The organism is Enterobacter cloacae complex sp. P13B (assembly GCF_014895915.1).
GTDB classification, from domain to species: Bacteria; Pseudomonadota; Gammaproteobacteria; order Enterobacterales; family Enterobacteriaceae; genus Enterobacter; species Enterobacter bugandensis.
The window spans coordinates 128,846-143,030 of sequence record NZ_JADBQN010000018.1 but is presented as its reverse complement, the minus strand read 5'-3'; the positions used below and the strand labels follow the sequence as shown (position 1 = coordinate 143,030).

At 55.8% G+C, this 14,185-nt stretch carries 14 protein-coding genes and 1 tRNA gene; 5 read left to right on the top strand and 10 right to left on the bottom strand.

Annotation, left to right across the window (positions count from 1 at the left end; all coding sequences use genetic code 11):
* Nucleotides 1–255: 255 nt before the first annotated feature.
* Nucleotides 256–331, bottom strand: a tRNA-Phe gene (locus IM273_RS10110).
* A gap of 168 nt (nucleotides 332–499) precedes the next feature.
* Here IM273_RS10110 and IM273_RS10105 point away from each other — a divergent pair.
* Together IM273_RS10105 and IM273_RS10100 are read left to right on the top strand one after the other, a co-directional pair.
* On the top strand, nucleotides 500–1,345 hold the full coding sequence (locus IM273_RS10105; RefSeq protein ID WP_041911503.1) for an AraC family transcriptional regulator: 846 nt from the start codon (nucleotides 500–502) through the stop codon (nucleotides 1,343–1,345).
* A 37-nt stretch (nucleotides 1,346–1,382) separates the two neighbouring features.
* On the top strand, nucleotides 1,383–1,973 hold the full coding sequence (locus IM273_RS10100) for a LysE family translocator (protein ID WP_048999812.1): 591 nt from the start codon (nucleotides 1,383–1,385) through the stop codon (nucleotides 1,971–1,973).
* Here the strand turns inward: IM273_RS10100 and IM273_RS10095 are convergent.
* From IM273_RS10095 to aspA, 5 genes are all read right to left on the bottom strand, one after another.
* On the bottom strand, nucleotides 1,970–2,545 hold the full coding sequence (locus tag IM273_RS10095; RefSeq protein ID WP_028015225.1) for a transcriptional regulator: 576 nt from the start codon (nucleotides 2,543–2,545) through the stop codon (nucleotides 1,970–1,972). The genes IM273_RS10100 and IM273_RS10095 overlap by 4 nt on opposite strands.
* Nucleotides 2,546–2,594: 49 nt before the next feature.
* Nucleotides 2,595–4,304 carry a protein-disulfide reductase DsbD gene (locus IM273_RS10090; RefSeq protein WP_193051778.1) on the bottom strand — a complete coding sequence of 570 codons (1,710 nt, stop codon included), beginning with the start codon at nucleotides 4,302–4,304 and terminating at the stop codon, nucleotides 2,595–2,597.
* The gene (gene cutA, locus IM273_RS10085) at nucleotides 4,280–4,603 is read right to left on the bottom strand and encodes a divalent cation tolerance protein CutA (protein WP_014168278.1); all 324 of its coding nucleotides are present in this window, start codon (nucleotides 4,601–4,603) and stop codon (nucleotides 4,280–4,282) included. Before cutA ends, IM273_RS10090 begins: the two co-directional genes overlap by 25 nt.
* Before the next feature lie 112 nt (nucleotides 4,604–4,715).
* Complete coding sequence (locus IM273_RS10080; protein WP_008502949.1) at nucleotides 4,716–6,017, bottom strand: anaerobic C4-dicarboxylate transporter; 1,302 nt, start codon at nucleotides 6,015–6,017, stop codon at nucleotides 4,716–4,718.
* A 116-nt stretch (nucleotides 6,018–6,133) separates the two neighbouring features.
* Nucleotides 6,134–7,570: an aspartate ammonia-lyase gene (gene aspA, locus IM273_RS10075; protein ID WP_003855923.1), complete on the bottom strand. Its 1,437-nt coding sequence runs from the start codon at nucleotides 7,568–7,570 to the stop codon at nucleotides 6,134–6,136.
* 335 nt (nucleotides 7,571–7,905) lie between these two features.
* On the opposite strand from aspA, the gene IM273_RS10070 reads away from it, so the two are divergent.
* The gene (locus IM273_RS10070) at nucleotides 7,906–8,370 is read left to right on the top strand and encodes an FxsA family protein (protein ID WP_028015228.1); all 465 of its coding nucleotides are present in this window, start codon (nucleotides 7,906–7,908) and stop codon (nucleotides 8,368–8,370) included.
* 31 nt (nucleotides 8,371–8,401) lie between these two features.
* Here the strand turns inward: IM273_RS10070 and yjeH are convergent, their stop codons facing one another.
* On the bottom strand, nucleotides 8,402–9,640 hold the full coding sequence (gene yjeH / locus IM273_RS10065; protein ID WP_193051777.1) for an L-methionine/branched-chain amino acid transporter: 1,239 nt from the start codon (nucleotides 9,638–9,640) through the stop codon (nucleotides 8,402–8,404).
* Nucleotides 9,641–9,818: 178 nt separating this feature from the next.
* Between yjeH and IM273_RS10060 the strand changes: the two genes are divergently transcribed.
* Together IM273_RS10060 and groL are read left to right on the top strand one after the other, a co-directional pair.
* Nucleotides 9,819–10,112, top strand: a complete 294-nt coding sequence (locus IM273_RS10060) for a co-chaperone GroES (RefSeq protein ID WP_003855929.1) — start codon at nucleotides 9,819–9,821, stop codon at nucleotides 10,110–10,112.
* 31 nt (nucleotides 10,113–10,143) lie between these two features.
* Nucleotides 10,144–11,787 (top strand): chaperonin GroEL, encoded by a 1,644-nt coding sequence (groL, locus tag IM273_RS10055; protein ID WP_023310114.1) that lies wholly within the window; start codon nucleotides 10,144–10,146, stop codon nucleotides 11,785–11,787.
* 64 nt (nucleotides 11,788–11,851) lie between these two features.
* Here groL and iadA read toward each other — a convergent pair whose 3' ends face one another.
* The 3 genes from iadA to IM273_RS10040 are packed head-to-tail and all read right to left on the bottom strand — an operon-like array spanning nucleotide 11,852 to nucleotide 14,133.
* Nucleotides 11,852–13,015, bottom strand: coding sequence for a beta-aspartyl-peptidase (gene iadA, locus IM273_RS10050; protein WP_045261286.1), 1,164 nt, complete (start codon nucleotides 13,013–13,015; stop codon nucleotides 11,852–11,854).
* 10 nt (nucleotides 13,016–13,025) lie between these two features.
* Entirely contained in the window at nucleotides 13,026–13,487 is a 462-nt protein-coding gene (locus tag IM273_RS10045; protein WP_028015231.1) for a YjiG family protein, read from the bottom strand.
* Entirely contained in the window at nucleotides 13,468–14,133 is a 666-nt protein-coding gene (locus IM273_RS10040; protein WP_045261285.1) for a nucleoside recognition domain-containing protein, read from the bottom strand. Before IM273_RS10040 ends, IM273_RS10045 begins: the two co-directional genes overlap by 20 nt.
* Nucleotides 14,134–14,185: the final 52 nt, after the last annotated feature.

The following is a 14,185-nucleotide window of genomic DNA, read 5'->3' as shown; positions in this document are numbered from 1 at the left end:
GGGAACTGCCAGGCATCAATCAAGAAGAACCCCGTACCGTAAGGTGCGGGGTTTTTTGCTTTGTGCGCCGGAAAATACCGGATTGCGGCTTCGCCTTATCCGGCTATAGGTTTTGCAGGCCCGGTAAGCGCAGCGCCACCGGGAAATGCTAACCGCACGATCTTACCGGGAAGAGATAGAGGGGTATAAATAAGGTAAGGTTTTGATAAACGCAGAAAAGCAAAAACCCAGCCATAGGCTGGGTTCTTTAAATAGTGGTGCCCGGACTCGGAATCGAACCAAGGACACGGGGATTTTCAATCCCCTGCTCTACCGACTGAGCTATCCGGGCAACGGAGCGCATTAAACCGCAATCGCGCCTTATCGTCAACATTATTTCAGGAAAAGCTGTTCAACTGCTTAAGTTTGCGGCAATCTGTACGTTTTCACCGTGAAAATGCACAAATCTTCCAGACAATACCGGGCCGTGCGGCAATGCTGATGACAACAGGAGGGCAGTATGGCAAACGACTGGCTTGAGCTCCGTCAGCATGCGGATACCGGCATTGAAACGATTAAAGCGCACTTCGAAGGCCATGCCTTCGATCCCCACTGGCACGATAGTTATCTGGTCGGGATTACCCTTTCAGGCACCCAGCAGTTCCACTGTCGTCGCGAACGCCACCGCAGCCATCCTGGTGATGCGTTCTTACTGGAGCCGGGCGAAATTCACGACGGCGACGCGCCTGTGGAAGGAGGCTTTACCTATCTCACCTTCTATCTTGACGAGCAGTGGCTGACGCGTACCCTCCGTGGATTATATGAAGCCACGCCGGATCGCTACTCGCTTCACTTTGCTCAAACGCTAACGCGAGAACCTCAGCTGGTCCGTTCTATCGGCGAGACGTTTAACGCGTTGCATAGCGATGAGATGAAAATTGTTCAGCAGAGCACAATGGATAAGCTGCTCTCTCAGATCACCTCCCATTGCCACTGGCGTAAGAAACTCCCGTCGCAGCTACAGAGCGCTGCCGTGGCGCACCGCGCACGCGACTATCTTTATGCGCATATCGGCGAGAACGTGGGGTTGTCAGACCTTGCGCGCGAGACGGGCACGGATCGCTTTACGCTGACGCGCTGCTTTAAGCGCGAGTTCAACCTGGCACCGCACGCCTGGCTTATTCAACTGCGTCTGGCAAAGGCGCGACAGCTGCTGGCGCACGGCGAACAGCCTGTTAATGTGGCTACAGCGCTCGGTTTTGCCGACCAAAGCCATCTGGGACGCTGGTTCCAGCGTGCATACCGCATTTCCCCTGCCCACTACCGCCGGTTGTGCACAAACCTTCCAGACGTTTCCAGAAAATAGCAGCACAGTAATGGCTCTAACAAAAAAGGAGCCATCTGTGAGTCTGATGCCTTATCTGCTGTTTGCCTTTGTCGCGTCGATAACGCCCGGCCCGACGAATATCCTCGTTCTCACTAACAGCCAGCACTTTGGCGTGAAAAACACCATTCCCGCCATTATGGGGGGATGTATTACGGCGAGTCTGATTGTGCTGATATCGGGTGCCGGCGCCGGGGAGGTGCTGCGTCAGTTTCCTCTGATACGCCAGGCAATGAGTTGGGCGGGCGTGCTGTGGCTAACCTGGATGAGCTGGCAACTGTATCGGGCGCCTGCGGCGAATCTTTCTGAGAAGACGCCTCATCGCTTCACCGCGCAAGCCGCAGCGCTGCTGCAGATGGTGAATCCGAAAACGTGGATGATGGCGCTGGCGGTAGTGAGTCTTTTTGCTCCCGCGAGCATTCATCCGTTAAGAGATATTGCGCTGATGGCGCTATGGTTTTTACTGATTTCTGTGATGTGCCTGATGTGCTGGGCGTGGCTGGGGAAGGCGGTAAACCGGGTGTTTCGCACCACCGTGGCGATGGTGCGGTTTCAGCGCCTGATGGCGCTATGTCTGCTCGTCTCCGCCTGGGCGGGCATGCTGGTCTAGGTTAACGCCCCGCCCATACGACACTGGGCAAAGCGCAGAATGTCTTCCGCCAGGCGGTGCGCCGTATCCACATCGGCCTGGCTACGGTTCACCAGCATGCGGCTCAGGCAACCCTCCAGTACGAGCTCCATCTGCTTAGCGACCATTGCCGGGTCATCCACTTCAAGCGTTGTCAGCAGTTCGTGGGTGAAGTCATGCGCCGCACGTTTTTGCTGATCCGCCAGCTGGTGTATTGGATGGCCAGGATCGGGATAAAACGTACAGGCAGCAATAAACAGGCAGCCTGGATAACGATTGTTGCTGACGCACTCTGTCAGGGCGGTGTAGCGCGCTAACAGTTTTTGCTCAGCGGTCAGCTCTTCATTCAACATTAGCTGCCTGCGCCAGATATCCACCTGCTGGCTAAGATAGCGTAGGGCATCATAAAGCAGCGCCTCTTTATCCGGCCAGAAGCGCTTAAGCTCATCCAGAGGGTAATCGATACGGTCGGCTACCATCTCAAGCGTGGTGCTGGCGATCCCTTGAATCTCAAGTAGTTGCAGGGCTTGTCCCAGTACGTCTTCGCGTTGCACGGTTATCTCCTCCGCTATTCCCAACGGTATGTCCCGTCTAAAGTGTTGTTTACGGTTGGCGATTGCGCAAATGCGCGCTGAATGCCGTTGCGTCCATAAACCCGGTTACACGCTGTTCAGGCAGCTCTTCCCCCTGCTCATTGAAGAACAGAATGGTTGGCAGCCCGAGTACGGTAAGGTGTTTAAGCAGGGCCTTATCCTGCGCATTGTTGGCTGTGACGTTTGCCTGAAGGAGTACCGTCTCTTTCAGGGCATTTTGCACCTGAGGATCGCTAAAGGTGTATTTTTCAAACTCTTTGCAGGCAACACACCAGTCGGCATAGAGGTCGAGCATCACCGGTTTGCCTTTTGCCTGCGCCAGCGCGCTGTTGAGCTCATCGACGTTCTTAACGTGTATAAAGTTTAAATGTGCCTGCGTCTGGCCCACAGGCGAGCCGAACGCCCAATCCTGAAGCGGGCGCACGCTCACCAACGCGGCGGCGAGCAGGAGAATTTGCACCAGACGCATCCACGCTTTTTTTGCCCCCAGGCTGACGATAAACGCCCAGGAGAAGAACGCCACGCCGAGCATGGCCCACAGGCGCAAACCCCACGCGTCACCCATGATGCGCTCCAGCAGGAACACCGGGAGCGCCAGGATGACAAAGCCGAACGCGGTTTTCACCGTCTCCATCCACGGGCCGCTCTTCGGCAGCAGGCGGTTGCCAAACACCGTCACCAGAATCAGCGGCAGGCCCATCCCCAGCGCGTAAAGATACAGCGTACCCCCGCCGAGCCACATATTACCGCTCTGGGCGATGTACAGCAGGATAGCGCTCAGCGGTGCTGTAGTGCAGGGGGAACAAATCAACCCGGCGATGGCGCCCATTGCGAACACGCCGCCAGCAGAGCCACCCTGCTGGCGATTGCTCATCAGCGTTAAGCGGGTTTGCAGCGAAGAGGGCAGCTGAAGCGTGAACAGGCCAAACATCGACAGCGCAAGCAGAATAAATACGGCTGACAGGCCGATTAGCACGTAAGGGTGCTGAAGCGCTGCCTGGAACTGTAGTCCGGCCGCGGCGACCACGAGGCCGAGCGCGGTATAGGTGAGCGCCATGCCCTGCACATAAATAAAGGCCAGGAGCAGCGCCCGGGCGGTAGAAAGACGCTGTTTGCCGCCCAGTACAATCCCGGAGATAAGCGGGTACATCGGCAGCACACAAGGGGTAAAGGCAATGCCGATACCAATCAGTAAGGCCCAAAGTGCTGAGAACGGCAGATCGGAAGCAGCTTTGGCTTCGCCTTCATCCCTCACCCTGGCCCTCTCGCCTGAGGGGAGAGGGGAGGCAGCCGCTTTAACTTCAGTAAGCGGAACGACCTTCGTTTCAGGGGGGTAGCAGAAGCCCGCGTCGGCACAGCCCTGATACGTAACCGTCAGCGTGGCATCTTTATCCGCCTGATTCACCGTGACGGGCACGCTTAAGCGCTGGCGATAAATTTCACTTTTACCGTAGAACTCATCCTCATGCCATTCGCCAGCGGGCATCTGCAATGCGCCAACGTTAGCCTTTGCCGGCGTGATGCTGACCTGCTTGCGGTAGAGGTAGTAACCCTCTTTCACCTGCCAGGTCAGATTGAGATCGTGCTGGTTTTGCTGAAAGTCGAAAATGAACGCCTGGTCGGCGGGAATAAAGTTCGAACGGCCGGGCGCGTCAAACAAACCGGCAAATACTGACGTGCTGCACAGCAGCAGGATCAGCGTAAAGAAGCGTTGAGCCATGAGAGATAGTCGTTATCGCCGTGGACCACTGGCAGCACCAGCAGCTCCGGGGTTTGATAAGGATGATGAGACTTGAGGCAGTCAAGGAGCGCCTGCTGATTCGCCAGATTGGTTTTGAGCAACATCTGGACTTCATACTCCTGCTCCAGCTTGCCTTCCCAGTAATAAAGGGAGGTCGCGCCGGGGAGCAGCGTGACGCAGGCAGCCAGTTTTTCGGCCAGCACTTTGGCGGCGAGATCCTGGGCAGAGGCTTCATCAGGGGCGGTACAAAGTACGACAACAGCATCAGGCGTGTTCACAGTCGACCTCCTCATCACGAAAGTCTTCACTATATCACGCCATGCGATTGGTCATTAATGAAACGGGCCGCAGAGCGGCCCGATTTTAACTATTTTTACAACGGCTAACCGTTTACAGCACAATGCCGCCAATGATAAAGCCGAGGACGACGCAAAGCGTAATCGCCACCACGCCCGGGATCAGGAACGCGTGGTTAAACACGTACTTACCGATGCGGGTTGAGCCGGTATCGTCCATCTCAACCGCGGCCAGCAGGGTTGGGTAGGTTGGCAGAACGAACAGCGCAGAAACCGCCGCAAAAGAGGCAATCGCCGTCAGCGGCGTCACGCCCAGCATCAGTGCCGCAGGCATCAGCGCTTTGGTGGTGGCAGCCTGAGAGTAAAGCAGCGTCGCGGCAAAGAACAGTACCACCGCCAACAGCCACGGGTAGTTGTGAAGCAGGTCGCCGGCAACGGTCTGGATGTCGCTGATGTGCGCTTTCACGAAGGTGTCACCGAGCCACGCCACGCCCAGTACGCACACGCAGGCGCTCATACCGGATTTGAAGGTGCTGGCGTTCAGCACTTCGCTGGTGTCGATTTTACAGGTGATGCTAATCAGCGTGGCGATGGTCAGCATGAATACCACAATCGCTTCGTTACGCGGCAGCACCGGGTTCTGGATCAGCCCCACGGTGTCGCTGATGGCGGTCGCGTAGAACATCACGGCGACGATACCGATCAGGAACAGCAGCACGGAGCGTTTCGCGTGCGGCTTCAGCTCGAAGACCTGGCTACCGCGCAGGCTCACTTCACCTTTTGCCAGACGCTCCTGGTAAACCGGATCGTCTTTCAGCTCGGCACCCAGGAAGTTACACAGCACGGCGGTAATCATCACCGCAATCAGCGTGACCGGAATACAGATCGCCAGCAGCGTCAGGTAGCTCACGCCCATCGGCTCAAGGATACCCGCGAAGAAGACTACGGCGGCTGAGATTGGCGACGCGGTGATCGCAATCTGCGACGCCACCACGGCAATAGAAAGTGGACGAGACGGGCGAATCCCCTGTTCTTTTGCCACCTCGGTGATCACCGGCAGCGTGGAGAACGCCGTGTGGCCGGTTCCCGCGAGAATGGTCATAAACCAGGTCACCAGCGGGGCAAGGAAGGTGATGTATTTCGGATGGCGGCGCAGCATGCGCTCCGCCAGGCTCACCAGGTAGTCCATACCGCCCGCCACCTGCATGGCCGCAATAGCGGCAATAACCGCCATGATGATTTCGATAACGTCAAAAGGGATTGCGCCGGGTTTAATCTGAAAGATAAGGGTAAGTACGAGCACCCCGAGACCGCCGGCAAAACCAATGCCGATACCCCCGAGCCGCGCGCCCAAATAAATCGCCAACAGGACGATGACGAGTTCTGCTCCAAACATAAAGACCTGCCTTGCTTATTAACAAGTTGATATTGAATTGTTGTATTTAGGTAACGCCTAAAAAGAAAAAAGGCACGTCACAAGTGACGTGCCTTTCGGAAGCCTAGCCTGAACTGTTACTGTTCGCTTTCATCGGTATATCGTTTCGCTTTATATGCCGGATGCATCAGGTTCTGGGCCGAGAAGATATCGTCCAGCTCTGCTTCGGTCAACAGTCCACGCTCCAGCACGACTTCACGCACGCTCTTACCGGTTTCGGCGCAAATCTTACCAACGATGTCACCGTTGTGGTGGCCGATGAACGGGTTGAGGTAAGTAACGATCCCGATGGAGTTATAAACATAGCCTTCACAGACTTCTTTATTCGCGGTGATGCCGTTAATGCATTTTTCCAGCAGGTTGTAGCAGGCGTTAGTCAGGATGTGAATGGATTCAAACATCGCCTGGCCAATCACCGGCTCCATCACGTTCAGCTGCAGCTGACCGGCTTCGGAGGCCATGGTCACGGTAGTGTCGTTACCAATCACCTTGAAGCAAACCTGGTTCACCACTTCTGGCACTACCGGGTTAACTTTGGCTGGCATAATGGAAGAACCCGCCTGCAACTCTGGCAGGTTGATTTCGTTCAGGCCAGCGCGCGGGCCGGAGGAGAGCAGGCGCAGGTCATTACAGATTTTGGACAGTTTCACCGCCAGACGTTTCAGGGCGCTGTGTACCATTACGTACGCGCCGCAGTCGGATGTGGCTTCAATCAGGTCTTCCGCAGGCACCACCGGCAGGTTAGACACTTCCGCCAGCTTCTGAACCGCCAGCTGTTGATAGCCATCCGGGGTGTTCAGACGCGTACCGATGGCGGTTGCGCCCAGGTTCACTTCCAGCAGCAGCTCGGAGGTGCGCAGCAGGTTTTTGGTCTCTTCGTTAAGCAGCACGTTAAACGCATGGAATTCCTGACCGAGGGTCATTGGCACCGCGTCTTGCAGCTGGGTACGGCCCATTTTCAGAATGTCCTGGAACTCAACGGCCTTACGCTGGAAGCCATCGCCCAGCTGGTTGATCGCGTCGACCAGTTTGACCACGGAGGCATACACCGCGATACGGAAGCCGGTTGGGTAGGCGTCGTTGGTGGACTGGCATTTGTTAACGTGGTCGTTCGGGTTGAGGTACTGGTATTCACCTTTCTGGTGGCCCATCAGCTCAAGGCCGATGTTTGCCAGTACTTCGTTGGTATTCATGTTGACGGAGGTACCCGCGCCGCCCTGATAGACGTCAACCGGGAACTGGTCCATGCATTTGCCGTTGTTCAGCACTTCATCGCAGGCAGCGATAATCGCATTTGCCGCGCTTTTAGGAATGGTTTGCAGCTCTTTGTTCGCCAGCGCTGCGGCTTTCTTCACCATCACCATGCCACGGACAAACTCAGGGATATCGCTGATTTTGCTGTTGCTGATGTAGAAGTTTTCAATCGCTCTCAGAGTGTGAACACCATAGTAGGCATCCGCTGGAACTTCCCTGGTACCCAACAAGTCTTCTTCGATACGAATGTTGTTTAACATGTGAACCTTCTTTTCAAGCTGCCGATGGATTGTACTAAACACACAACATATATGTGGTTTTGAATATTTTCTGACCGACGATTATTCCCTCAATCGGCCAGATGTTCGAGATCATATGCTGATGATAGCGAATTGCCGTAAGCTGGATCACTTATTATCGACCCGATTCCATGATAATTATTAATCTGTGAAATGTGTCACCGCTTTAATATTTCCGAAAAAAATATCCGTGCAAACCGATTGAATTTTGGCTAACCGTCTCCATCTCTTACAGACGCGTGACGCGAACACATTCAGACAGGGGCCAGATGGCTCCTGCCACACAGGAGATGCCAGTGCGCTGGATACCGTTTATTGCTTTCTTTCTCTATGTTTACATTGAGATTTCTATTTTCATTCAGGTAGCTCACGTGCTGGGCGTCCTGCTGACGCTGATTCTGGTGATCTTCACCTCCGTCATCGGCATGTCGCTGGTGCGTAATCAGGGTTTCAAAAATTTCCTGATAATGCAGCAGAAGATGGCCGCAGGCGAAAGCCCGGCAGAAGAGATGATCAAAAGCGTGTCGCTGATTATTGCTGGCCTGCTGCTGATCCTGCCGGGGTTCTTCACCGACTTCCTCGGCCTGCTGTTGCTGTTGCCGCCCGTACAGAAGCACCTGACCATGAAGCTGCTGCCGCACCTGCGCTTCAGCCGCATGCCGGGCGGCGGGTTCAGCACAGGGCCAGGCGATACCTTCGAAGGGGAGTATCAGCGCAAGGATGAACAGCGCGACCGTTTAGACCATAAAGACGATCGATAATTTTCTTGCCCGGCGGCTTCGCTTACCGGGCCTACGGATTTTTCCGCTTCGGTAAAAACGCCCACAGCCCCGCCAGCATGACGATGGCATACACACTCTTCCATCCCACCATCGCCAGCAACAGCAGGCACAGCACGCCCCCGACGACCGCCAGTGCTTTATAGCGACCTTTCAGCAGACGACAGCCCGCCAGCATGCACAGCAGGTAGATCATGATGAAAATACCGTTGGCGTAGATAATTAGAGCATCGAGGTTGATGTCGAGAAGATAAATACCCAGCGAGCTCAGGACGCAGCAGCCCAGCACGGCATTCAGCGCATTCATAGGGAGTTGACGTTTAGACAACCGTGCGAGGCGGCTCTCAGGTTTGTAGCGCGCCTGTGACCACACCAGACGGGCGAAGCTCTGGATATAAATGTTGAGGCTGGCAAAGCAGGCGAGATAGCCAATCACACAGGCCACCCATAGCGCCTTCACGCCGAAAAGTTTAACCACGATACCCGGTAGCGATGCGGCGGCGGCTTTATCTTCGCCGAACGCGTTGAAGTGCAGCACCAGCACGGTACAGGCCCAATATATGGTGCCCGCCAGCAGTAAACCAATCATCAGAGCGCGGGGAAAATCACGCTCGGGCTGTTTAAACTCGGATGCCAGGTGAGCGAATGCTTCAAGTCCAACAAAACACCAGAACATGACGGATAACGCAGCGAAAAGCTGTGAATGGTCGATATCGTTTATCGCAGGGAAGGGGATATCCGCTACGGTAATGTTACCCGCAAACCAGATGGCGACGATCAGCACGACGATCAACGCTGCAATCAGCGTTTGCAGATTCGCGCTTGAACTGGCTCCGCGCGAGCCCACCCACCAGACGATCGCCAGCGTACCCAGCTCAGCCAGCAGCAGTTGCTCGTCGTGCCAGCCAAACAGCGCCTGTCCAAAGCCGGTGGCGATATGCAGGGCTGCCGGAAGGCCAACGGGTATTACCGACAAAAACAGCCAGCCGGTTACGCGCTCCATGCGCGGACCAAACGCCATGCCGACAAAATGCGCCACGCCGCCCGCGCTGGGGAAGTGCCGCCCGAGTATGGCAAACACAATCGCCACCGGGAACACCAGCAGGATCAGCACCGGCCATGCCCAAAGACTGTTATTTCCGGCGACCAGCGCCGCCAGTGCCGGTACGGCAAACACGCCGGTACCTAACAAGGAGGTTGAAAGCAGGCCAACGCCCTGCGCTAGCCCCAGCTCCTGCCTGAGTCCACTCATTTACCTTGCCCTGCCACCATCAAAAGAGAGTGGATGGTAACACTTTCGCAAATTTTTTTTCGATTCCCCCTTGAAGGGGTAAAAAGCTATCCCCATCTCTCAGGGCACTAGTCGGAAAACCGCATGCGGGCCGGCGTCATCCATAACTGATAATGACTTTCTCAAAGGAGAGCTATCAATGAGTATTCGTCCGTTACATGATCGTGTGATCGTCAAACGTAAAGAAGTTGAAACCAAGTCTGCTGGCGGCATCGTTCTGACCGGTTCTGCAGCAGCCAAATCAACGCGTGGCGAAATCATCGCTGTCGGTAAGGGCCGCATCCTGGAAAACGGAACTGTGCAGCCGCTGGACGTTAAAGTTGGTGACATCGTAATTTTCAACGATGGCTACGGCGTGAAATCCGAGAAGATCGACAATGAAGAAGTGTTGATCATGTCCGAGAGCGACATTCTGGCAATTGTTGAAGCGTAATTTACGCACGAGAATTTGAGGAAATAAGAACATGGCAGCTAAAGACGTAAAATTCGGTAACGACGCTCGTGTAAAAATGCTCCGCGGCGTAAACGTACTGGCAGATGCAGTTAAAGTGACCCTGGGCCCGAAAGGCCGTAACGTAGTGCTGGATAAATCCTTCGGCGCGCCAACCATCACCAAAGATGGTGTTTCCGTTGCACGTGAAATCGAACTGGAAGACAAGTTCGAAAACATGGGCGCGCAGATGGTGAAAGAAGTTGCCTCTAAAGCGAACGACGCTGCAGGCGACGGTACCACCACCGCGACCGTACTGGCGCAGGCTATCATCACTGAAGGCCTGAAAGCCGTTGCTGCGGGCATGAACCCAATGGATCTGAAACGTGGTATCGACAAAGCTGTCGCATCCGCTGTTGAAGAACTGAAAGCGCTGTCCGTACCGTGCTCTGACTCTAAAGCCATTGCTCAGGTTGGTACTATCTCCGCTAACTCCGACGAAACCGTAGGTAAACTGATCGCTGAAGCGATGGATAAAGTCGGTAAAGAAGGCGTGATCACCGTTGAAGACGGTACCGGTCTGGAAGACGAACTGGACGTGGTTGAAGGTATGCAGTTCGACCGCGGTTACCTGTCCCCATACTTCATCAACAAGCCAGAAACTGGCGCTGTTGAGCTGGAAAGCCCGTTCATCCTGCTGGCTGACAAGAAAATCTCCAACATCCGCGAAATGCTGCCAGTGCTGGAAGCCGTTGCGAAAGCAGGCAAGCCGCTGGTTATCATCGCTGAAGATGTTGAAGGCGAAGCGCTGGCGACCCTGGTGGTTAACACCATGCGCGGCATCGTGAAAGTGGCTGCGGTTAAAGCACCTGGCTTCGGCGATCGCCGTAAAGCAATGCTGCAGGATATCGCTACCCTGACCGGTGGTACCGTGATCTCCGAAGAGATCGGTATGGAGCTGGAAAAAGCGACCCTGGAAGACCTGGGCCAGGCGAAACGCGTTGTGATCAACAAAGACACCACCACCATCATCGACGGTGTGGGTGAAGAAGCCGCTATTCAGGGCCGTGTTGGTCAGATCCGTAAGCAGATCGAAGAAGCCACTTCCGATTACGACCGTGAAAAACTGCAGGAGCGCGTAGCGAAACTGGCTGGCGGCGTTGCGGTAATCAAAGTTGGTGCGGCGACCGAAGTTGAAATGAAAGAGAAGAAAGCACGCGTTGACGATGCCCTGCACGCGACCCGTGCTGCGGTAGAAGAAGGCGTAGTGGCTGGTGGTGGTGTCGCGCTGGTACGTGTAGCCGCTAAGCTGGCTGGCCTGACCGCTCAGAACGAAGACCAGAACGTGGGTATCAAAGTTGCGCTGCGCGCAATGGAAGCTCCTCTGCGTCAGATCGTTTCCAACGCCGGTGAAGAGCCGTCTGTGGTTGCGAACAACGTGAAAGCGGGTGAAGGTAACTACGGTTACAACGCGGCAACTGAAGAATACGGCAACATGATCGACTTCGGTATCCTGGATCCAACTAAAGTGACCCGTTCTGCTCTGCAGTACGCGGCATCTGTAGCTGGCCTGATGATCACGACCGAGTGCATGGTAACCGACCTGCCAAAAGGCGACGCGCCTGACTTAGGTGCTGCTGGTATGGGCGGCATGGGTGGAATGGGCGGCATGATGTAATCATGTTGTTCTGAACCTCTCAGAACGAACCCCGGGCAGAAATGTCCGGGGTTTTTTATTGCCGCTACTCAAATGTTCCCTTCACGCATGCTGCGCCTTCGCGCACCATCTGGCGGCCTTTCGCCCAGACCTCGCGGATCTTCAGGTCATCCGTCAGCACCAGGAAATCGGCATCGCATCCGGGCGCGAGCCGCCCCTTATGCTCCAGCCCGAGAAACTCCGCTACGTTACGCGTAAACGGCAGAAGCGCCTCCTCCAGCGGCAGGTGATACCGGCTGACCAGTTGCTGCAGCGTCTGAGGCAGAGATTCGAACCCGGCTACGCCAATGCCCACCAGATTACCGTTCGCGTCAAAATTCGGTTGGCTGCCGTTACCATCCGAGCTGAGCGTAAGCCGGTTAAACGGCACCTGCGCTTCACGGGCCGTCGCGATGGCGGTGGCAGCATCAATGGGCTCACTGATGCTGGTGGTGATGTCGATATAGCCCCCGTCGCGGGCATAATCCAGCGCGGCGAGGAACAGCGCCTGGTCGCGGTTAACGTGGGTTGGCAGCAGCTTCGTGCGGGGCACGTCGGCATTTTTCAGGATGTTAAGCAGGGGCTCAAGCAGCTTCGGGCTGTTGCCGAGGTGAAACACGGATATGCCCGCTTTGGCGCCCAGCAGCCCGCCGACGCGCGACTGGGCGGCCATATTCGCGAGCTGGTCATCCGCTGGTGCGGAAGAGCGATGGTCGGAAATCGCGCATTTCACGCCGATGATTTTATCAATCAGCGCCACATCCTTTTCGATGCTGCCGGTAATCGTCGGAGAAGGCAGCCCGTATGCGCCTGTCAGCATCCACGCGCTGATCCCTTCATGCTCAAGCGCCCGCGTTTTTGCCAGCAGCGATTCGGGATGGCGGGTCACGCCGTCGGTACCCAGCAGGCCAACAACGGAGGTGATGCCCGCCGCCACCAGCGCGGACAACCGTACCTCCGGCGTCCGGGTGTGCGGACCGGCTTCACCGCCGCCGCCGATCAGGTGTACGTGCTGATCGATAAAGCCTGGACAAACCACCGCCCCGGCGAGATCGGTTTCAGGACAGTTAAGCCGCATTGCTGCGCGATCCGTTTTTTCAATAGCGACGATTTTTCCCCCGGCGATTAGCAGATCGCAACGTCCCCGATCCTCCGGCGCGTAAAGGTGCACATTGCGGAAAAGATGGGGTTCCAGCACTGAAAAATCCATTTTTATCTCCTCAGAAGAGTAGCTGCATTACCCACATTGAGAGCAGGGCGTTAATGACGCAGACGGTAATGATGTGTGGATAATACTTCGGGTTAACGCCTGCGGTGCCCAGGCAGCGGCCGGTGTTTTGCACCGGATTGCCCATCAGATAGATGGCGGGCAGCAGAACGGTGGCATCGTGGCCGTTGAGCGTGCCGGCAGCCACCAGGCTGGCGCAAACCCCCACGCCGCCGCCCATACTCATCACCGAGGCCAGCAGGACCGTTGCCGCCGCGCCCGGAAGCCCCCACAGGGCCATAATTGGCTCGCAAATATTGCCAACAATATCCAGCAGGCCGGTCACCTTGAGCGCCTGAATGATGACAAACGCCATAACCACGTTCGGCAGCAGGCTGGTAGTGGCGATGGTAAAGCCTCGGCGGGCGCCATCGATAAACATGTCCATGATATTTTTACGCGGCTGGGCGATCATTTTTTTCCTCCTGAATACGACGATCTTCCATGTGAGCGATCCACAGACGCAGGAGGTTCGCGCCAACAAATTTAAACATCAGTATGACGGCCAGCGGCGTGATTACCGGGACGGTAATAAACGTGAAGAGTGCGGCGCCGGAAGAAAAATAGTTGGTAATGATGGCGCTACCGCTGGTCTGGAAGGTGGCGAAAATGGCGCGCTCGCGATCGGTAATAGCCCCTTCGTCGGTCAACTCTTTGGTCATCCCTGCTGCGGCATCGGTATTTTGCAGGTTGGCGATGAGGGCCAGAGAGCAGACGCCCGGTACGCCAAGCAGCGGGCGCAAAATGGGCGTCATCAGCTGTTGCGCGGCACGCAGCCCGCCCAGCCCCTCGGTGACGGCAATGATCCCGAGCGATAAAATGACCGAAGGCGCCAGTTCAAGGGCAAACAAGAAACCGTCTTTCGCCCCCGTGCCGCCCTCACCGCGAAACGTGAGCGCGCCGTTCACCGGACCGAAGCTGCCGTTTAGGACGGTAAAATCCAGCACGCGCCACCATTCGGTACTTTTGGCGAAAAAGCCTGAGAAAAATACGATGGTGAGCACAAACGCCAGATAGCCCACCCATGTTACCTTTTCCTCTCCTGAGGATGATGCACTCATGAAACCCCCTGTTTTAATCGCGTACAAAAGTTGTACGTCGCAACACTAAAAA

Excerpts from the sequence above, each read along its gene's own strand:
- IM273_RS10105 (WP_041911503.1), top strand. The coding sequence starts at position 500 with ATGGCAAACGACTGGCTTGAGCTCCGTCAGCATGCGGATACCGGCATT.
- IM273_RS10045 (WP_028015231.1), bottom strand. The coding sequence starts at position 13,487 with ATGATCGCCCAGCCGCGTAAAAATATCATGGACATGTTTATCGATGGC.
- iadA (WP_045261286.1), bottom strand. The coding sequence starts at position 13,015 with ATGGATTTTTCAGTGCTGGAACCCCATCTTTTCCGCAATGTGCACCTT.
- IM273_RS10060 (WP_003855929.1), top strand. The coding sequence starts at position 9,819 with ATGAGTATTCGTCCGTTACATGATCGTGTGATCGTCAAACGTAAAGAA.
- IM273_RS10040 (WP_045261285.1), bottom strand. The coding sequence starts at position 14,133 with ATGAGTGCATCATCCTCAGGAGAGGAAAAGGTAACATGGGTGGGCTAT.
- aspA (WP_003855923.1), bottom strand. The coding sequence starts at position 7,570 with ATGTTAAACAACATTCGTATCGAAGAAGACTTGTTGGGTACCAGGGAA.
- yjeH (WP_193051777.1), bottom strand. The coding sequence starts at position 9,640 with ATGAGTGGACTCAGGCAGGAGCTGGGGCTAGCGCAGGGCGTTGGCCTG.
- groL (WP_023310114.1), top strand. The coding sequence starts at position 10,144 with ATGGCAGCTAAAGACGTAAAATTCGGTAACGACGCTCGTGTAAAAATG.
- IM273_RS10080 (WP_008502949.1), bottom strand. The coding sequence starts at position 6,017 with ATGTTTGGAGCAGAACTCGTCATCGTCCTGTTGGCGATTTATTTGGGC.
- IM273_RS10090 (WP_193051778.1), bottom strand. The coding sequence starts at position 4,304 with ATGGCTCAACGCTTCTTTACGCTGATCCTGCTGCTGTGCAGCACGTCA.